This window comes from Kineosporia mesophila (assembly GCF_021129235.1).
Lineage (GTDB): Bacteria > Actinomycetota > Actinomycetes > Actinomycetales > Kineosporiaceae > Kineosporia > Kineosporia mesophila.
This window is the reverse complement of record NZ_JAJOMA010000007.1, coordinates 138,397-158,376: the sequence shown is the minus strand read 5'-3', so window position 1 is coordinate 158,376 and position 19,980 is coordinate 138,397. Positions and strand designations below refer to the sequence as shown.

Sequence of the window (19,980 nt, the reverse complement as noted above, 5' to 3'; positions counted from 1 at the left end):
GACGCGTGTTTCGGCACGGCTTCAGTGTCTCGTATCCGAGACACGATCACCGTGGCGGTCCTGTTACCCGGCGCCGGGCAGCGGTCCAATAAGAGGCATGACCTCCTCGATTTCCGGGCCGCGTCCGGTTAAGGCGCCCCACGGCACCACCCTGACCGCCCGCAGCTGGCAGACCGAGGCCCCGCTTCGGATGCTGCAGAACAATCTCGACCCGGACGTCGCCGAGCGCCCCGACGACCTGGTCGTCTACGGCGGCACCGGTAAGGCGGCCCGGGACTGGAAGAGCTTCGACGCGATGGTGCGCACGCTGACCACGCTGCGCGAGGACGAGACCATGCTCGTCCAGTCCGGCCGGCCGGTCGGCGTGATGCGCACCCACGAGTGGGCGCCGCGCGTGCTGATCGCCAACTCCAACCTGGTCGGCGACTGGTCCACCTGGCCCGAGTTTCGCCGCCTGGAGAAGCTCGGCCTGACCATGTACGGCCAGATGACGGCCGGTTCGTGGATCTACATCGGTACCCAGGGCATCTTGCAGGGCACCTACGAGACCTTCGCCGCGGTGGCGGCCAAACGCTTCAACGGCACCCTGGCCGGCACTCTCACGCTCACCGGCGGTGCGGGTGGAATGGGTGGCGCGCAGCCCCTTTCGGTCACCCTGAACGACGGCGTGTGTCTGATTGTGGACGTGGACGCCTCCCGTTTGCGTCGTCGGGTCGAGACCCGGTACCTGGACGAGATCGCTTCCGACCTCGATGACGCCGTGCAGCGCGTGCTCGCTGCCAAGGCAGCCCGAAAGCCGTTGTCCGTCGGGCTGGTCGGCAACTGCGCCACCGTCTTCCCCGAGCTCCTGCGCCGCGGTGTGGAGATCGACATCGTCACCGACCAGACCTCCGCGCACGACCCGCTGTCGTACCTGCCCGAGGGCGTCGAGCTGGGTGACTGGCACGACTATGCCGCGGCCAAGCCGGAGGAGTTCACCGACCGGGCCCGCGCGTCGATGGCCAGGCACGTCGAGGCCATGGTGGGCTTTCTGGACGCCGGCGCCGAGGTCTTCGACTACGGCAACTCGATCCGTGACGAGGCCCGCCAGGGTGGATTCGACCGGGCCTTCGCCTTCCCGGGCTTCGTGCCCGCCTACATCCGGCCGCTGTTCAGCGAGGGCAAGGGGCCGTTCCGCTGGGCCGCGCTGTCCGGCGACCCGCGCGACATCCACGTGACGGACAAGGCCGTCATGGAGCTCTTCCCGGAGAACGACCACCTGCAGAAGTGGATCCGCGCCGCGCAGGACAAGGTCGCCTTCCAGGGCCTGCCCGCGCGCATCTGCTGGCTGGGCTACGGCGAGCGGGACAAGGCCGGGCTGCGCTTCAACGAGCTGGTCGCCTCCGGCGAGATCAGCGCGCCGCTGGTCATCGGCCGCGACCACCTGGACTCCGGCAGCGTGGCCTCCCCCTACCGCGAGACCGAGGCAATGGCCGACGGTTCCGATGCGATCGCCGACTGGCCGCTGCTGAACGCCCTGGTCAACGCCTCCTCCGGGGCCACCTGGGTCTCGATCCACCACGGTGGCGGGGTCGGCATCGGCCGTTCCCTGCACGCCGGCCAGGTCACGGTCGCCGACGGCACGCCGCTGGCCGCCCAGAAGCTCGAGCGCGTGCTCACGAACGACCCGGGCATGGGTGTGATCCGGCACGTGGACGCGGGTTACGACATCGCGGAGCGGGTGGCCGACGAGCGGGGCGTGCGGGTGCCGATGCGCGAGGGCGAGAGCGCGTGAGCGCCCTCAACACCACGCGAGGCAACCTCCCCACCCCGCGGGGCCCGCTCCACGCCGCACTGGGCGCCCTCTACCTCGTTCGTGATCAGGCAAACCGGCTCCGGAGGTGGGGGCACCTCCCGGCCGAAGGCTGGGGAATTGCATGATCACGAGGGGATTCGGGCGGCGGTGGGCCGAGCTGGAGCCCATCGGACGGGCCTCGTCCGGTGGGTACCGGCGGTTTGCCTGGACTGCCGAGGACACTCTTCTGCGTGAGTGGTTCGCCGGTGAGACCGCTGCTCTCGGGATGGATCTCACCGTGGACCGGGCCGGGAACCAGTGGGCGTGGTGGGGAGATCCGGACTCGGCGCCGGGCATCGTCACCGGCAGCCACCTGGACTCGGTGCCGGACGGTGGGGCCTTCGACGGGCCACTCGGCGTGGTGAGCGCCCTGGCGGCCGTGGAAGCTTTGAAGGCCGAGGGTTTCCAGCCCGGAAAACCTCTGGGTGTAGTCAATTTTGTGGACGAGGAGGGCGCCCGGTTCGGGGTCGCCTGCGCCGGTTCGCGACTGATCACCGGGGCGATGTCGGCCGACCGGGCCGCGGGTCTGCGGGACGGCGACGGCACCTCGATCCCCGAGGCCATGCGCAGCGCCGGCCAGGACCCCCGGCACCTCGGGCGCGACGACGAGACCCTGCACCGCATCGGCGCCTTCGTCGAGCTGCACGTGGAACAGGGCCGGGCGCTGGCGACCGAGGAGTACGGGGACGCGCAGATCGGTGTGGGGACGGCGATCTGGCCGCACGGGCGCTGGCGTTTCGACTTCGCGGGCGAGGCCAACCACGCCGGTACGACGCGGCTGGCCGATCGGCACGACCCGATGCTCGACTATGCTTCGACCGTGCTAGCGGCGCGGACGTTCGCCGGAGCGCACGAGGCCGTCGCGACCTTCGGCAAACTGCTCGTCGAGCCCAACGGCGTGAATGCCATCCCCTCGCTGGTGCGGGCCTGGCTCGATGCCCGGGCACCCTCGGAGAGCAGCGTGCAGGGCGTGCTGCGTGATCTCACCGCTGCGGCCCAGGAACTCGGGGCGACGGTCACCGAGGAATCATGGACGGGGAACACGGCTTTCGATTCGTCACTGGCCGACCGCCTGAGTCGGGTCCTGGGCGGTGCGCCCCTCCTGGGCACCGGCGCCGGGCACGACGCCGGCATCCTGGCCACGGCGGGCGTCACCACCGGCATGCTGTTCGTCCGTAATCCGACCGGGATCTCGCACTCCCCGGCCGAGTTCGCCGAGGAGGCGGACTGCGTCGCGGGGGTCGAGGCGCTGACCACCGTGCTGCGGGAGCTGGCCTCGTGACCTCCTACTGGGCGCCCCACGCCTGGCTGCCCTCGGGCATTGCCGACGATGTGCAGGTCTGCGTCACCGGCGGCCTGATCACCTCGGTCCGGGAGGGAGTCCGGCCGGAGCCGACCGACCAGAGGCTCCCGGGCGTCCTTCTGCCCGGACTGGCCAATGCCCACTCGCACGCCTTCCACCGGGCGCTGCGGGGTCGCACCCATGCCGACGGCGGGTCGTTCTGGACCTGGCGCACGGTGATGTACGACATCGCCCGCCGGCTTGACCCGGACTCCTACCTCGCCCTGGCCCGGGCGGTCTATGCGGAGATGGCACTGGCCGGCATCACCACCGTGGGCGAGTTCCACTACCTGCATCACGACCGCGACGGCCGGCCCTACGCCGATCCGAACACCATGGGTGAGGCCCTGCGCCAGGCCGCGGCCGAGGCCGGGATCCGCCTCACCCTGCTCGACACCTGCTATCTGACCGGCGGTCTCACGGCCGACGGCTACACGCCGCTGGACGGGGTGCAGCGCCGGTTCGGCGACGGGACGGCGGACGCCTGGGCCTCGCGGGTGTCCGGCCTCAAGCCCTCCTCCGGTCTGCGGGTCGGCGCGGCGATCCACTCGGTGCGCGCGGTGCCCGCCGACCAGCTGGGCTCCGTGGCCGCCTTCACCCGCCAGGACGGCCTTCCACTGCACGTACACCTCTCGGAGCAGCCGGCGGAGAACGAGGCCTGCCGGGCCCACCACGGTCTGACGCCCACCGCGTTACTGAAGCGGGCCGGCGTTCTGGGGCCGCGGACGTCCCTGATTCACGCCACCCACCTGACCGCCACCGACATCACCGACCTGAGCGGCACGTACGCCTGCTTCTGCCCCACCACTGAACGCGACCTGGCCGACGGGATCGGCCCGGCGCGGGCCCTGGCCGACGCCGGGGCGACGATCACGCTGGGCAGCGACCAGCACGCCGTGATCGACCTGTTCGAGGAGGCGCGCGGGCTGGAGATGCACGAACGGCTCGCCACCCGGGCCCGGGGCCGCTTCTCCCCCGCCGCGCTGCTCACCGCGCTGACCGGCGACGGGCACCGCAGCCTGGGCTGGCCCGAACTGGGGCGCCTGGAGACCGGTTCCCCCGCCGACCTGATCGCCGTGCGTCTGGACTCGGTGCGTACGGCCGGGACCCGCCCGGACCAGGTGGCCCTCAGCGCCACCGCACCCGACGTGGACACGGTGATCGTGGGCGGCGAGGTCGTGGTGAGTGCCGGCCGGCACCGGCTCGGCGACGTCGGGGCGCTCCTGCAGACAGCTCTCGCAACACTTTCGGACTGAAGGGAAACCCCGTGAGCCACCTGGTCACCGGAATCGGCCAGCTCGTCACGAACGACCCCGCGATCGGCGACGGTTCGGAGCTGGGCCTGCTCGAGAACGCCGCGATCGTTCTGGAGGACGACCACATCGCCTGGGTGGGCCAGGCCGCGCAGGCCCCGGCCACCGACCGGGTGACCGACCTGACCGGTCGCACCGTCGTTCCCGGTTTCGTCGACTCCCACTCGCATCTTGTCTTCGCCGGCGACCGGGCGGGTGAGTTCGCCGCCCGGATGACGGGCGAGCCGTACACCGGCGGGGGCATTGCGACCACGATGGCCGCGACCCGCGCGGCGAGCGACGAAGAGCTACTGAACCATGCGAAAGCCCTTCTGGCGGAGATGCGTTCACAGGGCACCACGACGGTCGAGATCAAGAGCGGTTACGGGCTCGACGTCGAGCAGGAGGCCCGGGCCCTGCGCATCGCCGCCCAGGTGACCACTGAGGTGACCTACTTGGGTGCGCACGTCGTCCCCCCTTTGATGCGCGACCGGCGGGACGACTACGTGCGGCTGGTGGCCGGCGAGATGCTCGAGGCGTGCGCCCCGCACGCCCGCTGGGCCGACGTGTTCTGCGAACCGGCGAGCGCCTACGCGTTCGACGGCGACGAGACCCGGACGGTGCTGAAAGCTTGTGCGGCAGCCGGTCTGGAGCTGCGCGTGCACGGCAACCAGCTCTCCGAGGGGCCGGGTGCGCAGATCGCGGTGGAGCTGGATGCCGCGAGCGTGGACCACTGCACGCACCTGACGGATGAAGACGTGGCCGCGCTGGGGGCGGCCGGGCAGCGGATCGACCAGGAGAACCCGGTCTCCGGAACGGTTGCCACCCTCCTGCCGGGGGTCGAGTTCTCCACCCGCTCGCCCTACCCGGACGCGCGGCGGCTGCTGGACGCCGGGGCCGTGGTCGCGCTGGCCAGTGACTGCAACCCGGGCAGCTGCTTCACCTCGTCCCTGCCCCTGGTGATCGCGCTGGCCGTGCGGGAGATGAACATGAGCCCGGCGCAAGCACTCTGGGCGGCCACGCGGGGTGGGGCGATCGCCCTGCGGCGCAGCGACATCGGCCGGATCCGGGTGGGTGCCCGGGCCGACCTGGCCGTGATCGACGCCCCGTCGTACGTGCACCTGGCCTACCGGCCGGGGGTGCCGCTGGCCCGGGCCTTTCAGTCGTAGGCCTCGTTCAGCCGCTGGAAGAGGATCGAGTCGGACCAGTTTCCGTTGATCTTCAGGAACTTCGGGGCCATCCCGATGCGCTCGAACCCGTTCTTCTCCAGCACCCGCTGCGACCGCTCGTTGCTCACCAGCGTGCTGGCCGCGAGCCGGTGCAGGCCCAGGGTGTCGAAGGCGATCCGCATCACACCGGCGACGGCGGCCGTGGCCACGCCCCGGCCGCCCGCCGACTCGGCCACCCAGTAGCCGATGTCGCCGGACTGCAGGGCGCCCCGGATGATGTTGTTGATATTGATCCGCCCCACCACCTCACCCTTCTCGATGATGGTGCAGGGCAGCAGGATCCCGCCCGAGTAGAGGAGGAGGGAATCATCGAGTATGCGGCGCTGGCCCTCGACGGTGAAGTACTCCTCGCCCCGGATGGGCTCCCACGGCTGGAGGAAGTCCCGGTTCTGGGAGATGACCCGGGCGAACGGCTCGGCGTCTTCCTCCCGCACGATCCGGACCGTCACTCCGCTGGTACCAGGTGAACTCACGGGGGTCAGGGTACGACGCGGAGGCCGTGGTCATCCGGCCGCCCCGAGGGACACGATCTGCCCGGTAGCCGCACTGCGGCGGGCCGCGTCGAGCACCTCCAGGGAGGCGATGGCGTCGCGCGGGTCGACCGGGACCTCGCCCTCGCCCCGCACCGCGGCGGCGAAGGCCGGGTAGTAGGTGTCCCAGCTGCCGCGCTCGGTCGGGACCGGGGTGCCGTCGTCACCGCGGTAGATCTTGCCCCAGCCGCTCTCCGGCTCCACGCCCCAGTCGTCGCCGGCGGTCGCCGGGTTGAGGCCCTTGAGCAGGAGAGCCTCCTGGCCCTCCATCGGCGTCTCCAGCACGAACGATCCGGTCGAGCCGCTGACCCGGTAGCGCGGGCCCGGGGCCCCCTCCAGCCAGTTGCCGATCAGGTGCGAGATCACGCCGTTGGTGTGCGTGATCGCGACGAAGACCCGGGACTCCAGCTCGTCGGGGCTGGTGGTGTCCAGCTCGGCGTAGACCGAGTCCGCGGGGCCGAACAGGTACAGCGCCTGGTCGACGAGGTGGCTGCCGAAGTCGAGCAGGATGCCGCCACCGGCCGCCGGGGGCCGGCCGGTCGGGTCGAAGCGCTCGAACCGGGACTCGAACCGGAACACCGTGCCCAGCTCGCCGGCCTCGACCAGCTTCTTGACCGTGAGCAGGTCGGCGTCCCAGCGGCGGTTCTGGTAGACCGACAGCTTCACACCGGCCTGCTCGGCCGCCTCGACGGCGCCGCGGGCATCGGCGGCGTCGAGGGCGAAGGGCTTGTCCGAGACCACGGCCAGACCCAGCCCGATGGCCTCGTGCACCAGGGGGATGTGGGTGGCTGCCGGGGTCGAGATGGCGACGGCCTGCGCGCCCGCCGCCTTGAGGTCGGCCAGCGAGTCGAAGGTGGGCACGCCCGGGTAGAGCTGTGCGACCTCCGCCTGGCGTTCCGGCGACTTCGTGACCACGCCGGCGAACTGCACACCCGGCGCGGCGGCGAGCAAGGGGGCGTGGAAGTACTTCCCGCCGAAGCCGAAACCGACCAGACCGATCTTCACGTCATCCGTCACGGGTCGATCGTATGCAGCCGGGCCCGGACACGCCGAGCGGGGCTCGATCCGGACGCCGGGTCGGCCATTTTCCGGGGAGGCCGGCGCCCCGACCCGTGGGCGGAGGGTGCGCGACGTGTACACCTCGTACACCTGGTACCAGGTGTACGAGGTGTACACGTCGCGGCAGTCCTGTCGGGGCCGCTTCGGCTGGTGGTGAACACCGGAAGGGACGAGTGCGGGTGGACGTTGGCGGCGAGGGCACCGGGACAGTCCGGCGCGCGAATTGTCGGGGGTGCCGGGTACGGTCGCCCCGACGGTTCATCCGGCATCCGTCAGATCGGAGAGGGGCGGCGTGAGCAGCAGCGAACGATCTGCGGGTTCGGGCAGCCGGGAGGGCCGGGGCCCGTCGGGCGGGGGTGTGCGGGGCCAGGGTCACGCCGGCCGCCACCCGGGGGCCACGGTCTCCGAGGCGGCCGCCGGCCTGCGCGCGGCCGCGGCCGACCGGCCGTTGCTGCGCCGCGTGGTGGCTCTGTTCCGGCCCTACCGCCGGCGGGTGCTGATGGTGGCCGGGCTGATCCTGTTCACGGCCGGGCTCGGGGTGGCCAACCCGCTGCTGATCCGCGAGGTCTTCGACAAGGCACTGTTCGTGTCGGGCGGGCCCGACGTGCCGCTGCTGGTCACGCTGTGCGCGATCATGATCGCGATTCCCGCCGCGGCCAGCATCCTCGGTGTGGTGCAGGCCTACCAGACCAACTATGTCGGTCAGCAGATCATGCGCGACCTGCGCGGAAGCCTGTTCAGCCATCTGCAGAGCCTGTCGCTGCGGTTCTTCACCGGCACCCGCACCGGCGAGATCCAGAGCCGTCTGCAGAACGACGTCGGTGGCCTGCAGACCGTCATCACCGACACCGCGAGCACGCTGCTCAGCAACAGCGTCATCCTGATCTCCACGCTGATCGCGATGTTCGTGCTGTCCTGGCAGCTCACCCTGCTGTCGCTGGTGATGATGCCGCTGTTCATCTGGCTGACCGGCCGGGTGGGTCGGATCCGCCGTCAGATCACCGGGGAGACGCAGTCCGCCCTGGCCGAGATGAGCGCCATCACGCAGGAGTCGCTGTCGGTCTCCGGGGTGCTGCTGTCGAAGGTCTTCGGCCGGCAGGACCGCGACGCCGACCGCTACCACCGGCAGAACGAGAAGCTGGCCGCTCTTCAGGTGCGGCAGCAGATCGTGGGCCGGGCGTTCTTCGCGGTGGTGTCCACGTTCTTCTCGATCACCCCGGTGCTGGTCTACCTGGTGGCCGGGCTGCAGCTGTCCGGCGGCAGCGGCCCGAGCGCCGGCACGATCATCGCCTTCACCACGCTCCAGTCGCGGTTGTTCATGCCGATCGGCCAGGTGCTGCAGACGAGCACCGAGGTGTCGAGCAGCCTGGCCCTGTTCGCCCGGGTCTTCGGCTACCTCGACCTGCGGCCCGAGATCGTCGAGCCCGACTCACCCACCCGCCTGAACCCCGAGCAGATCCGCGGCGAGATCCGCCTGGACGATGTCTGGTTCAGTTACGGGGTGGGCGAGGATTCCACAGAACTACTTGAAGACGAGGCAACTGGCGAACGCTCGGGTGCGGGCTCGGGTCAGGCGTCTCGAACCGGTCCGGCCGGCATCGGCTCGGCTGGCATCGGCTCGTCCGGAAACGGCTCGTCCGGAAACGGCTCGGCCGGAAACGGCTCGGCCGGCATCGGCTCGTCCGGAAACGGTTCCGTCGGAAGCAGCTCGGCCGACACCGGAACCGGGTCGGTACCGGTTCAGCATCGGGACGGCCCACCCGACACCATGTTTCCCATCGCGCACAGCACGGTGCCCGACTCGCCCGAGGGTGCGGAGGCGGACACCTCGGACGGGCGGCGCTGGGCGTTGCGGGGGCTCGATCTCACCGTGCAGCCGGGGCAGCTGGCCGCGATCGTCGGGGCCAGCGGGGCGGGCAAGACCACGCTGAGCTATCTGATCCCCCGGCTGTACGACGTCACGTCGGGAGCGGTGCGGCTCGACGGCCACGACGTGCGCACGCTGTCACTCGAGTCGCTGGCCGGGGCGATCGGCATGGTCACGCAGGAGACGTACCTGTTCCACGCCACGGTGCGCGACAACCTGGCCTACGCCCGGCCGGAGGCCACGCACGACGAGGTGGTCGCGGCGGCCGAGGCGGCGTTCATCCACGAGCGCATCCTCGAGCTGGAGAACGGCTACGACACGGTGGTGGGTGAGCGGGGATACCGGTTGTCCGGCGGCGAGAAACAGCGGCTGGCCATTGCCCGGGTGCTGCTGAAAGATCCGCGGGTGCTCGTGCTCGACGAGGCCACGAGCGCGCTCGACACCCTCAGCGAGCGCCGGGTGCAGGCCGCCCTGGAGCCCCTGATGACCGGCCGCACCACCATCGCGATCGCCCACCGGCTGAGCACGATCCGCTCGGCCGACGTCATCTTCGTGATGGACGCCGGCCGCGTGGTCGAGAAGGGCACCCACGAGACCCTTCTGGATCTCGACGGCGCCTACGCCCGGCTGTACGAGCAGCAGTTCGGCGGGGGCCTCGTCGAAGCCCGCACCGCCGACGGCTTCCAGCTCACCGACGGCCGGGTGCTCGAGACCGGCGGAGCAACAGCCGATTCCGGAGCCTGAAACCGGTCTCCCTCCCGGGCGCGCGGACCAGCGCCAAGTACTCGAGAGCGGTGACACGACGCCAATTCCGGACCCCGAGGCCGGGCTTCCTTCTGGGTGCGCGGGCCCGTGTGGTCTCGGGGATGACTGTCGGCCGACAAGGCCGCCGGCCACCGGACGTCGGGCGAGGTGGTCCACCCGTCCGGGAGACGGCCTCCGACCGGTCACCGTCACGAAGCACCCCACTCCCATTCTTCGTGACCAGGCAATCCCCCAGCCCCCAGGGGCCGCGAGACGCCCCCGCTCCCCCGCCGGGCGCCGGAGTGGGACCAGGCGAGAGACATTACCCGCGAAAGAATTCCCCCGCATTCATGATCATCGAGGGTATTGCCTGATCACGAACAGGAGGCGGACGTCAGCCCAGGAGCCGGGTCTGGACCCACTCGTGGAACTCGGCGATGTGGTGCTCACTCGGCACCAGTACTCCGCCGGCCCGGTAGGCCCGGCTGGACATGCCCGGCTGGGTGACCTCGCAGGCCTCGAAGTCCTGGCGGTTGACACGGTCGAAGAGCTCGACCGAGCGGGTCAGGTCGGCGCCGGACTCGACGACGCCGGGCAGGTAGAGCCAGTCGCACTCGACGATGGTGCGGTCGACGGCCATCGGGAACATGCGGTGGAAGATGACGTGGTCGGGCACCAGGTTGATGAACACCTGCGGGCGCACGGTGATGGCGTAGTAGCGACGGTCGTGGTCCTCGTCGACACCCGGGATGCGCTCGTGCCCGCCGGCCCCGTCGATGGTGAAGGCCTGGGCATCGTCACGGAACTCGGCCCCGTGACCGACGAAGGCCTGGGCCGCGTATCCACCGGCGAACTCGGGCAGCATCTCGGTGAGCTCGGGGTGGATCGTGGCGCAGTGGTAGCACTCCATGAAGTTCTCGATGATGAGCTTCCAGTTGGCCTTCACGTCGTACGTGATGCGCTTGCCCACGGCCAGCTCGTCCACCTGCCAGCCGCCGATCACCCCTTCGCCGCCGAGCCTTTCGTCAGCCGCGGCGATGACGTCGGTCTCGAACGACGGGGGCTCGTCGGCCAGGCAGACCCAGACGTAGCCGAGCCACTCGCGCAGCGCGACGTTGATCAGGCCGTACTCGCCGCGGTCGATGTCCTGCATCTTGGTCAGGTTGGGGGCGGCGACGAGTTTGCCGTCCAGGCCGTAGGTCCAGGCGTGGTACATGCACTGGATGTTGCGGCGCAGCTGACCCTCTTCCTGGGTGCAGAGCCTGGCCCCGCGGTGACGGCAGACGTTGAGGAAGGCCCGCAGCTGCTTGTCGCGGCCCCGCACGATGACGACGTTCTCGCGGCCGACCTGCTTGGTGACGAACTTGCCGGTCTCGGCCAGATCGCTGGACCGCGCGGCCGCGAACCACATCCGCTCGAAGATCTTCTCCTGCTCCTGCGCGAACACGCCCGGGTCGGCGTAGATGCTCCCCGGCAGGGTCGCCACCAGGCTCGGCGGCAAACTGACACTGGTCATGTTGAGCTCCTATCAACAATTTCCGCGCAGAATCCGCCGAAATGCCATAAACGACAGGCGGAGTGGTGGCATGAAACATCATCACGGGAGTTTGTTTCCCCGCGATCACAACGCGGTACTCACCTGGTGACTACGAAAGTCGCTTGGCCAGTTCTCTTCTCCAGCGGCCGAACACCTTGGGCCGGCCCACGCCGAACACCCCGACCGGCTCGCCCTCACGCCGGTAGACGACCGTGAAGGCGGGGTCGGTCAGATCATCGAGATCGCCGTCCACCAGCTCCGCCTCGTCACCCGGCTGATGATGACCGGCGAACTGGAAGTGCTTGCCGTACTGCTCGGACCAGACGTAGGGCACCCGCATCGCCGGGGCCACGACCGGCGCCGGGGCACCGATCAGGACGGCCACAGCCTGCGCCGGGTGCTGCGCGGCGTGCGTCCAGTGTTCCTGGCGGGTCACGCGGCCGGCAAAGGGATGGTGCGTGGCAGTGCAGTCGCCGGTCGCGACGACACCGGGAAGGGCGGTGCGACCGTCTTCCTCGGTCAGCACGCCTCCGGCGAGATCTCCCTCGGGGCCGGTCAGACCCGTCCCCGCCAGCCACTCCGTGTTCGGAACCGAACCGATCCCGACGACAACGACGTCCGCAAGCAGTGATTGCCCGTCGGCCAGAGACACTCCGGCGACCCGACCCGATTCGCCCGTCAGACCGGATACACCGACACCCGTCAGGACTTTCACGCCGTGCGCCTCGTGGATCCGGGCCATCGCAGCCCCCGCGGCATCACCGAGCGGACCGGCCAGCAACGCCGGGGCCATCTCGACCACGGTCGTGTCGATCCCGAGGGTAACTGCGGTGGAGGCAATCTCGGCGCCGATGAATCCGCCGCCGACGATCACCAGGCGAGCCCCGGGAACCAGCTCAGCCTTCAGGGCCAGGGCGTCGTCGAGAGTGCGCAGTGTGTGCACCCCCGCCAGCACCTGACCGGGAAGCTTCCGGGCCCGCGCCCCGGTGGCGATCACCACGCCGTCGGCGGGCACTCCCTCACCGTGCTCAAGTTCGACCACCCAGCCCGCCCCCTCGGGGCGCAGGCCGACGGCCCGTTCCCCGAGACGCCAATCCAGGTCGAGCCCGGCGTCGGTGGGCAGGCCCAGCGCGATCTTCGCCGGGTCCCACTCACCGGCCAGGAAGGCCTTGGACAGGGGCGGCCGGTCGTACGGGTCGTGCTTCTCGTCACCGATCAGCACGATCCGGCCGGTGAAGCCGAGTTCCCGCAGCGCCCGCGCCGAGGACAGCCCGGCCAGGCCGGTCCCGACCACCGCGACCACGTGCATGGTGCCGGCGGTCTGTTCCGTCGTCATCAATCCTGCTCCTGCTCGCGTCCGGCCTAGGCAACCTGGGCGGTGGCCTGCGACAGCGCCACGTGCACATCGCCGTTCTCGATCACTACGGTGTGCGTGCGCACCGGGACCCGGGCCGGCGGCCCACCGGGTTGCCCCGTACGCAGATCGAAGCAGGTGGCGTGCAGCGGGCACTCGACCGCACAGTCCTCCTCCTCGACATAACCTTCGGCGAGCGAGGCATCCTGGTGTGAGCAGGTGTCGTCGATGGCGTAATAGCTGCCGCCCACGTTGAACACCGCTACCGGGACGCCGTCCGGACCACTCTCGACCCGAACCGCTTCACCCTCGGGGATCTCCCCGACCGCACAGACCCGAATCACGGCACGCCTCATCTCAAGACGGAAGGACTGGAGGAATTTCTCGCTGCATTTGTTGCGCCTTGCACAACGCGAAGTGCGATATGCAACAGCGTGCGGCCCACGGATGCCGCGCGTCAAGACATAACGGGGTTACTGGTGGGGAGCTATGGTTTCGTTCATGGGGGAGACGACCCGCGCCGGAGGCGACGCCTCACAGGTGCAGTCTGTCGACCGGGCGCTGATGGTGCTCGATCTACTGGCCAGAAGAGGCGAGCTCGGCGTGACCGAGCTGGCCGCCGAGCTCGCGGTGCACAAGTCCACGGCGTTCCGGCTGGTGACCGCCCTGGAGCGCCGTGACCTGGTGCAACAGATCGGTGACCGCGGCAAATACCGCCTGGGCCTGGGCATTCTTCGCCTGGCCTCGGCCACGACCGGCCAGCTCGAGGTCAGCCGCGAAGGGCGTGACGTCTGCGAACAGCTGGCTCACGAGCTCGGTGAGACCGTCAACATCGCGATCATGGATGACACGTCGGCCGTCAACGTGCTCCAGGAGTACGGCGACGCCTCGGTGATGACCCGCAACTGGATCGGGCGGCGCACGCCGCTGCACGCCACCTCGAGCGGGAAGGTGCTGCTGGCCTTCTGCGACGAGGCCGTGCGCAAGCACGCCCTGACGAGAGATCTGGATCACCTCACCCCGAACACCTTCAGCAACCCCGACGAGCTGCTCAGCGAGCTGCACGAGGTGGCGGAGAAGGGCTGGGCCTCGACGAACGAGGAGCTGGAGATCGGTCTCACAGCGGTCGCCGCACCCGTGCGGGACGGCGGAGGACGGGTGATCGCGGCCGTCAGTGCGTCCGGCCCGTCGTTCCGCCTGACCCCGGACCGGTTCGAGGCGGTGGCCGGGAGACTGATCAGTGGGGCGGACGAGATCAGTTCACGCCTCGGATATTACGGCGACTGAGAAAGTTACGGGGAAATTCGCGATCGGCCATCCGGCAGAAATACAGCCGTAGCCGTTGCTGCCCGCCTCGCTGTCCTGCACTCGTGAAGACGAGGAGCGCCAGTCCCGTTGATCAGCAAGATCATTTTTGCCCGAATCGTCGCCAGCTGGTTTCGGGAAAATATCAAGGCGCCGCTCCCCGTGATGGGGAGCGGCGCCTTGATATTTGAAATTGAGGACGAGGTCGGTGGCGGCCGCTGTCAGCTGCCCCATCCGACCTTGCCGTGATCATGCAAAGTGTTTTCAGCGTTCTAGAACACCGCCATCGGCAGTTCTAGAACTCCGGGGACATTTTGCATGATCACGAAGGGGTGGGCGGGTTAGCCCTGGCCGTAAGGGGGCTGCTGGCCGTACCCCTGCTGACCCTGCTCGCTCTGGCCAGGCTGCTGGCCATACCCGGGCTGCTGCTGCCCGTAGTTCTGCTGCTGGCCGTAGTTCTGCTGCTGGCCGTAGTTCTGCTGCTGGCCGTAATCCTGCTGCCCGTAAGCCTGCGGCTGGCCGTAACCCTGCCCGCCGAAGCCCCCCTCAATGCCCTTGGGGTTGGGACCGTACTGGTTGGAGCCGGGCTGGCTGTCGAGCACCGTGAAGACCAGCACCACCAGAGGACCGACGAACGGGACGGCCGAGACCAGGAACCACCAGCCGGAACGGCCGGTGTCGTGCAGGCGCCGGACGGTGACCGCCAGGTTCGGGACGATGAACCCGAAGATCATCGCCAAGTAGATCAGGCCGAACAACGCCTCGCCGGCAGTGGCCGGAAGGATCGCGTAGAGAATTCCGGCAACGATCAGGGCCGCGATGAAGCCGATCGAGTAGGCGAGGTACCACCACCAGTACTCCGACCGCCGGGCCCGGCCTTCGAAGGTGGCGTACTTCTGGGTCAGAACCGTTCTCACGGCTTCCTGAATCGACACGCGGGCTCTCCATGATGTCGGCGGTCAAGGGGTGGTGCTGGCGGTCAGGGTCGCGCGAACCTAGCAGCCCGTCGACCAGCACCAACACCCCGACGTCACCCGATGGATCAGCGTTGCAGCGCGGCGCGGGAATTCGTGGTCAGCCGGAGAACCAGTGCTGCGCCGCCGGCTCGGTGTTCTCGTAGACGTGCTTGGCCTCGCGGTACTCCGCCAGCCCGGAGGGGCCCAGCTCACGCCCGGTGCCGGACAGCTTGAAACCGCCCCACTCGGCCTGCGGCAGGTACGGCCCGAAGTCGTTGATCCAGATCGTGCCGTGCCGCAGCCGCCGGGACACGCGGTGGGCCTTGCCCCGGTCCGAGGTCCAGACGCCCCCGGCCAGCCCGTACCGGGTGTCGTTGCCCAGGCGGACCGCCTCGTCCTCACTGCTGAAGCGCTCGACGGTGACGATGGGCCCGAAGGTCTCTTCCTGCACGATCCGCATCACGCCCGTGCAGTTGACGAAAACGGTTGGCCGGTAGAAGTACCCCGTCTGGTCGTCGGAGAGCCGGGCACCGCCGGTGAGCAGCTTGGCGCCCTCCTCCAGACCGATCCGCACGTGGTCCTCCACCTTGGCCAGGTGCTGGGCGGAGACCAGCGGCGGCATCTCGGTCTCCTCGGAGAGACCGTCACCGATGCGGATCAGCTCAGCCCGGCGCACCAGCTCGGCGACGAAGTCGTCGTGGATGCTGTCTTCGAGGATCAGCCGGGTGCCGGCCGAGCAGACCTGCCCGGCGTGCAGGAAGACGCCGGTCAGGGCGGCGTCGAGAGCGGCCTCCCGGTCGGCGTCGGCGAAGACGATGTGCGGGTTCTTGCCGCCCAGCTCGAGCGCGACCTTCTTCACCGTGTCCGCCGCCGTGCGCATGATCGAGCGCCCGGTGTTCAGCCCGCCGGTGAACGAGACCAGGTCGACATCCTCGCTCTCGACGAGACCCGCGCCCGCCACCGCACCCGACCCGAGCAGCAGGTTCACCACCCCCGCAGGCACCCCCGCGTCTTCCAGCAGTCCCACCAGCACGATCGTGGTGAGGGGCGTGACCTCGCTGGGTTTGAGCACCGCGGTGCAGCCGGCCGCGAGAGCGGGGGCAATCTTCCAGGAGATCTGCAACAACGGATAGTTCCACGGACCGATCAGCGCGCAGACCCCGACCGGCTCGTACACGACCCGGCTGATGACGGCGGGGTTGCCCGCGTCGACCAGCCGGCCCGGCTCGCCGAGAGCCAGCGCCGCGTAATAACGAAACACAGATGTCACGTCATCGACATCTATCTCGCTCTCGCGCAAGGTTTTTCCGGTGTCAAGCGTCTCGATGCGAGCGATCTGGGCCCGGTTGGCCTGTAGTAGATCGGCGACCCTCCCGAGAATCGCGCTGCGTTCTGCCGGCGAGGTCGAGCTCCACTCCCCCGCGTCGAAGGCCGCCCGCGCGGCGGCGACGGCGGCCTCCACATCGGCGGCCGAGGCCTCGTCCACCTGGCCTATCTCTCTGGCATCAGCGGGATTCAGCACCGCGCGATGCCCGGACGCGGAGCGCCACTGCCCACCGATGTAGAGCGTGCCGGGCACCGTGGGCGTGCCGTCGAGGGAGACTGCGAGCTGAGTAGCCGCGGATGACATCTAGACCCCTCACCAATCGTGATGATTCACTGTGGCCGTTGCATTGTCTGGAACGCAGTGCGTATGACGCAACGATGGTAGGCGGTTTGCCCGCCCCGGTCATCAGGAGGACAGGCATGGTCGAGCGGTACGACTACGTCATCGTCGGCGGTGGTTCGGCCGGGTGTGTACTGGCGAACCGGCTGAGCGAAGACCCCTCCACCAGCGTGCTGGTACTGGAGGCCGGCAGATCCGACTTCGCCTGGGACCTGCTGATCCACATGCCCGCGGCCCTGACCATGGTGATCGGGAATCCGCTCTACGACTGGCGGTACCAGAGCGAACCCGAACCCTTCATGCACGGGCGGCGGGTCTCGCACGGCCGGGGGAAGGTGCTCGGTGGTTCGTCGAGCATCAACGGCATGATCTTCCAGCGCGGCAACCCCCTGGACTTCGAGCGGTGGGGCGCGGACCCGGGCATGCAGTCCTGGGATTACGCGCATTGTCTACCGTATTTCAAGAAAATGGAGAACTGCCTGACCGGGGCGGACGAGTGGCGTGGCGGTGACGGCCCCCTGGAACTGGAGCGCGGCCCGGCCACGAACCCGTTGTTCTCGGCGTTCTTCGAGGCCGTGCAGCAGGCCGGCCACCCGCTCACGGACGACGTGAACGGCTACCAGCAAGAGGGTTTCCACGAGTTCGACCGCACGATCCGCAACGGCCGGCGGCTGTCGGCCGCCCGCGCCTACGTGCACCCGGTCCGGAAGATCCGGAAAAACCTGACGGTGAGAACGCTTTCGCTGGTCCACCGGGTGATCTTCAAGGATGGACGCGCGGTCGGGGTGGAGTACACACGATCCCTTCCGTTCGGTGGGCCTCTCGGGCGGGTCGGATCGGGCCCGCAGCGGGTGGAGGCCGGTGAGGTCGTCCTGGCCGGCGGTGCGATCAACACCCCGCAGCTGCTGCAGCTGTCCGGCATCGGGAACGCGGCCGAACTGGGCAAGCTCGGTATCGACGTGGTGGCCGACCTGCCCGGGGTGGGCGAGAACCTTCAGGACCACCTCGAGGTCTACGTGCAGCACGCCTGCAAGCAGCCGGTGTCACTGAACCCCTCGCTCAAGCTGTGGCGCCGCCCGGCGATCGGCCTGGAGTGGCTGCTGCGCAAGACCGGCCCGGCCTCCACGAACCACTTCGAGGGCGGCGGGTTCGCCCGCAGCAACGACGACGTCGGCTACCCCAACCTGATGTTCCACTTCCTGCCGGTGGCCGTGCGCTACGACGGCAGCTCCCCGGCGGCCGACCACGGCTACCAGGTGCACATCGGCCCGATGTACTCCGACGCCCGGGGCAGCGTGAAGATCACCAGCACCGATCCGCGCCGGGCCCCGGCCATGACCTTCAACTACCTCTCCACCGAACAGGACCGGCGGGAGTGGGTCGAGGCGATCCACGTGGCGCGCGAGATCCTCGCCCAGCCCGCCTTCGCCGACTTCAGCGACGGGGAGATCTCCCCCGGCCCCGAAGTGAGCACCGACGAGGAGATCCTGGACTGGGTCGCCCGCGACGCCGAGACGGCCTACCACCCGTCCTGCACGGCGAAGATGGGCACCGACGACCTCGCCGTCGTCGATCCCCTCACGATGGGCGTTCACGGAGTTCCCGGCCTGCGCGTCGCCGACGCCTCGGTCATGCCCTACGTCACCAACGGAAACATCTACGCGCCGGTCATCATGCTCGCGGAGAAGGCGGCCGACCTGATCGGTGGAAACACGCCTCTGGAAGCGCAGCCGGTGCCGTTCTATCGGCACGTCGTGAGTAGCGAGCAGTCGGCTTAGGAAAGCCGCGACGCCCTCCTTCAACGCTTCTCGATCCGCCTTCAACCGGCGGCCCGAAAACCGTTCGGCGCAAGCCGCCCCACCGGGCCACCCTCGCACCGCACGATACGCAAAGCGCCTGTTGGTCGTCCGTAATCACTACTCAGAGTGAACGGGTGACCAACAGTGCGTCATGTCACGATTGGGCGACGGAGATTCGGGTATAGCTACGGCTTTGGCTAGATTAACCACACCGAAACGACCGTATACCTTGACCATGACCTCACCACGGGCACAGTGTGTCCCCCAAGAAGAATCGTAGTGCGCCATACGCAACATTTCATGAAGTCCGTAGCTCGCCCAGGGCCATTGGCCCTTCCGTTGTGGATAATCAGAAAGGTGAGCGATGGCCGCCGTCACCGGGGACAGTCAAGACCTGGCCGTAGTGCCCGGAACGAGCGCCGAACCGACCACCGCCCCCGCCGCACCGCATATCTCGGTGCGCGACCTGTGGATGGTCTTCGGCCCGAAAGCCGCTGCCGTACCGGCAAATAAAGAATTGTGTGAGCTCCCGCGCAAGGAACTGATGCAGCGCACGGGTAACACCATCGCGGTGCGCGACGTCTCGTTCGACGTGGCCCCGGGCGAGGTGTTCGTGGTGATGGGCCTGTCCGGCTCCGGTAAGTCCACGCTGGTGCGATGTCTCACCCGGCTCATCGAACCCACCAGTGGTTCGGTGGTCTTCGAGGGCGAGAACCTGCTCGAGGCTGACGCGAAGCGCCTGCGAGAACTGCGTCGTCACAAGTTCTCCATGGTGTTCCAGAATTTCGGCCTGCTCCCGCACCGACGGGTGGCCGACAACGTGGCCTACGGCCTCGAGGTGCGCGGCGCCGGCCGGGCCGAGCGGCGTAAGCGCGCCGACGAGGTGATCGAGCTGGTCGGCCTCGCCGGTTACGAAAACTCCTACCCCGATCAGCTGTCCGGCGGTATGCAGCAGCGGGTGGGCCTGGCCCGGGCGCTGGCCGTGGAGCCCGACCTGATGCTCTTCGACGAGCCCTTCTCCGCGCTCGACCCGCTGATCCGGCGGGACATGCAGAACGAGGTCATCCGGCTGCACCGCGAGCTGGGCAAGACCATGATCTTCATCACCCACGACCTCTCCGAGGCGCTGAAACTCGGCGACCGCATCCTGATCATGCGCGACGGCCGGCCGGTCCAGATCGGCACGGGCGACGAGCTGGTCGGGGCCCCGGCCGACGACTACGTGCGGGACTTCGTCTCGGACGTGCCCAAGGGCGACGTGCTCACCCTGCGCTGGATCATGCGGCCGGTCTCCGACGCCGACCCGACCGACGGCCCGGAACTGGGGCCGGAGGTGGTGGTGCGCGACGCCACCCGTGTGGTGCTGGAGAGCCACAAGCCCGTCAAGGTGGTGGACAAGGCCGGCAAGCTGCTCGGAATCGTCGGCCAGGAAGAGATTCTCGCGATCGTGGCAGGCGCCCGGTGAC

The 19,980-nt window shown here is 69.1% G+C and carries 16 protein-coding genes; 9 read left to right on the top strand and 7 right to left on the bottom strand.

Features of this window, described 5'->3' with window-relative positions; genetic code table 11:
- Nucleotides 1-109: 109 nt before the first annotated feature.
- The 4 genes from hutU to hutI all read left to right on the top strand — a co-directional run bounded on the left by hutU (nucleotide 110) and on the right by hutI (nucleotide 5,637).
- On the top strand, nucleotides 110-1,774 hold the full coding sequence (gene hutU / locus LR393_RS12205) for a urocanate hydratase (protein ID WP_345718855.1): 1,665 nt from the start codon (nucleotides 110-112) through the stop codon (nucleotides 1,772-1,774).
- 142 nt (nucleotides 1,775-1,916) lie between these two features.
- Complete coding sequence (locus LR393_RS12200) at nucleotides 1,917-3,116, top strand: allantoate amidohydrolase (protein ID WP_231483966.1); 1,200 nt, start codon at nucleotides 1,917-1,919, stop codon at nucleotides 3,114-3,116.
- Entirely contained in the window at nucleotides 3,113-4,432 is a 1,320-nt protein-coding gene (locus tag LR393_RS12195) for a formimidoylglutamate deiminase (RefSeq protein WP_231483965.1), read from the top strand. Before LR393_RS12200 ends, LR393_RS12195 begins: the two co-directional genes overlap by 4 nt.
- 11 nt (nucleotides 4,433-4,443) lie before the next feature.
- Nucleotides 4,444-5,637: an imidazolonepropionase gene (gene hutI, locus LR393_RS12190; RefSeq protein WP_231483964.1), complete on the top strand. Its 1,194-nt coding sequence runs from the start codon at nucleotides 4,444-4,446 to the stop codon at nucleotides 5,635-5,637.
- Here the strand turns inward: hutI and LR393_RS12185 are convergent.
- Complete coding sequence (locus LR393_RS12185; protein WP_231483963.1) at nucleotides 5,628-6,170, bottom strand: GNAT family N-acetyltransferase; 543 nt, start codon at nucleotides 6,168-6,170, stop codon at nucleotides 5,628-5,630. The two genes, hutI and LR393_RS12185, sit on opposite strands and share 10 nt — an antisense overlap.
- 30 nt (nucleotides 6,171-6,200) lie before the next feature.
- Nucleotides 6,201-7,232: a Gfo/Idh/MocA family protein gene (locus tag LR393_RS12180; protein ID WP_345718856.1), complete on the bottom strand. Its 1,032-nt coding sequence runs from the start codon at nucleotides 7,230-7,232 to the stop codon at nucleotides 6,201-6,203.
- Nucleotides 7,233-7,578: 346 nt separating this feature from the next.
- Between LR393_RS12180 and LR393_RS35245 the strand changes: the two genes are divergently transcribed.
- Nucleotides 7,579-9,897 (top strand): ABC transporter ATP-binding protein, encoded by a 2,319-nt coding sequence (locus LR393_RS35245; protein WP_331282938.1) that lies wholly within the window; start codon nucleotides 7,579-7,581, stop codon nucleotides 9,895-9,897.
- Nucleotides 9,898-10,291: 394 nt separating this feature from the next.
- Here LR393_RS35245 and LR393_RS12165 read toward each other — a convergent pair whose 3' ends face one another.
- The 3 genes from LR393_RS12165 to LR393_RS12155 form a co-directional block, all read right to left on the bottom strand.
- Nucleotides 10,292-11,413, bottom strand: coding sequence for an aromatic ring-hydroxylating oxygenase subunit alpha (locus LR393_RS12165; protein WP_231483961.1), 1,122 nt, complete (start codon nucleotides 11,411-11,413; stop codon nucleotides 10,292-10,294).
- 130 nt (nucleotides 11,414-11,543) lie between these two features.
- Nucleotides 11,544-12,770, bottom strand: a complete 1,227-nt coding sequence (locus tag LR393_RS12160) for an NAD(P)/FAD-dependent oxidoreductase (protein WP_231483960.1) — start codon at nucleotides 12,768-12,770, stop codon at nucleotides 11,544-11,546.
- A gap of 26 nt (nucleotides 12,771-12,796) precedes the next feature.
- Nucleotides 12,797-13,132: a bifunctional 3-phenylpropionate/cinnamic acid dioxygenase ferredoxin subunit gene (locus LR393_RS12155; RefSeq protein WP_345718857.1), complete on the bottom strand. Its 336-nt coding sequence runs from the start codon at nucleotides 13,130-13,132 to the stop codon at nucleotides 12,797-12,799.
- A 157-nt stretch (nucleotides 13,133-13,289) separates the two neighbouring features.
- On the opposite strand from LR393_RS12155, the gene LR393_RS12150 reads away from it, so the two are divergent.
- Nucleotides 13,290-14,075 (top strand): IclR family transcriptional regulator, encoded by a 786-nt coding sequence (locus LR393_RS12150; RefSeq protein ID WP_231483958.1) that lies wholly within the window; start codon nucleotides 13,290-13,292, stop codon nucleotides 14,073-14,075.
- A 108-nt stretch (nucleotides 14,076-14,183) separates the two neighbouring features.
- Entirely contained in the window at nucleotides 14,184-14,342 is a 159-nt protein-coding gene (locus LR393_RS12145; protein WP_231483957.1) for a hypothetical protein, read from the top strand.
- A 92-nt stretch (nucleotides 14,343-14,434) separates the two neighbouring features.
- Here the strand turns inward: LR393_RS12145 and LR393_RS12140 are convergent, their stop codons facing one another.
- On the bottom strand, nucleotides 14,435-15,028 hold the full coding sequence (locus tag LR393_RS12140; RefSeq protein ID WP_231483956.1) for a DUF805 domain-containing protein: 594 nt from the start codon (nucleotides 15,026-15,028) through the stop codon (nucleotides 14,435-14,437).
- A gap of 139 nt (nucleotides 15,029-15,167) precedes the next feature.
- Complete coding sequence (locus tag LR393_RS12135; RefSeq protein WP_231483955.1) at nucleotides 15,168-16,679, bottom strand: aldehyde dehydrogenase family protein; 1,512 nt, start codon at nucleotides 16,677-16,679, stop codon at nucleotides 15,168-15,170.
- Nucleotides 16,680-16,795: 116 nt separating this feature from the next.
- Here LR393_RS12135 and betA point away from each other — a divergent pair, with 116 nt between their 5' ends.
- Both betA and LR393_RS12125 read left to right on the top strand, forming a co-directional pair.
- On the top strand, nucleotides 16,796-18,493 hold the full coding sequence (betA, locus tag LR393_RS12130; protein ID WP_231483954.1) for a choline dehydrogenase: 1,698 nt from the start codon (nucleotides 16,796-16,798) through the stop codon (nucleotides 18,491-18,493).
- Nucleotides 18,494-18,878: 385 nt separating this feature from the next.
- Nucleotides 18,879-19,979 (top strand): quaternary amine ABC transporter ATP-binding protein, encoded by a 1,101-nt coding sequence (locus tag LR393_RS12125; protein ID WP_231483953.1) that lies wholly within the window; start codon nucleotides 18,879-18,881, stop codon nucleotides 19,977-19,979.
- Nucleotide 19,980 lies beyond the last annotated feature (1 nt).

What these genes read in the sequence shown, in the direction of transcription:
- LR393_RS12150 (WP_231483958.1), top strand. Translation starts at nt 13,290, where the DNA reads ATGGGGGAGACGACCCGCGCCGGAGGCGACGCCTCACAGGTGCAGTCT.
- LR393_RS12125 (WP_231483953.1), top strand. Translation starts at nt 18,879, where the DNA reads ATGGCCGCCGTCACCGGGGACAGTCAAGACCTGGCCGTAGTGCCCGGA.
- LR393_RS12165 (WP_231483961.1), bottom strand. Translation starts at nt 11,413, where the DNA reads ATGACCAGTGTCAGTTTGCCGCCGAGCCTGGTGGCGACCCTGCCGGGG.
- betA (WP_231483954.1), top strand. Translation starts at nt 16,796, where the DNA reads ATGGTCGAGCGGTACGACTACGTCATCGTCGGCGGTGGTTCGGCCGGG.
- LR393_RS12135 (WP_231483955.1), bottom strand. Translation starts at nt 16,679, where the DNA reads ATGTCATCCGCGGCTACTCAGCTCGCAGTCTCCCTCGACGGCACGCCC.
- LR393_RS12200 (WP_231483966.1), top strand. Translation starts at nt 1,917, where the DNA reads ATGATCACGAGGGGATTCGGGCGGCGGTGGGCCGAGCTGGAGCCCATC.
- LR393_RS12160 (WP_231483960.1), bottom strand. Translation starts at nt 12,770, where the DNA reads ATGACGACGGAACAGACCGCCGGCACCATGCACGTGGTCGCGGTGGTC.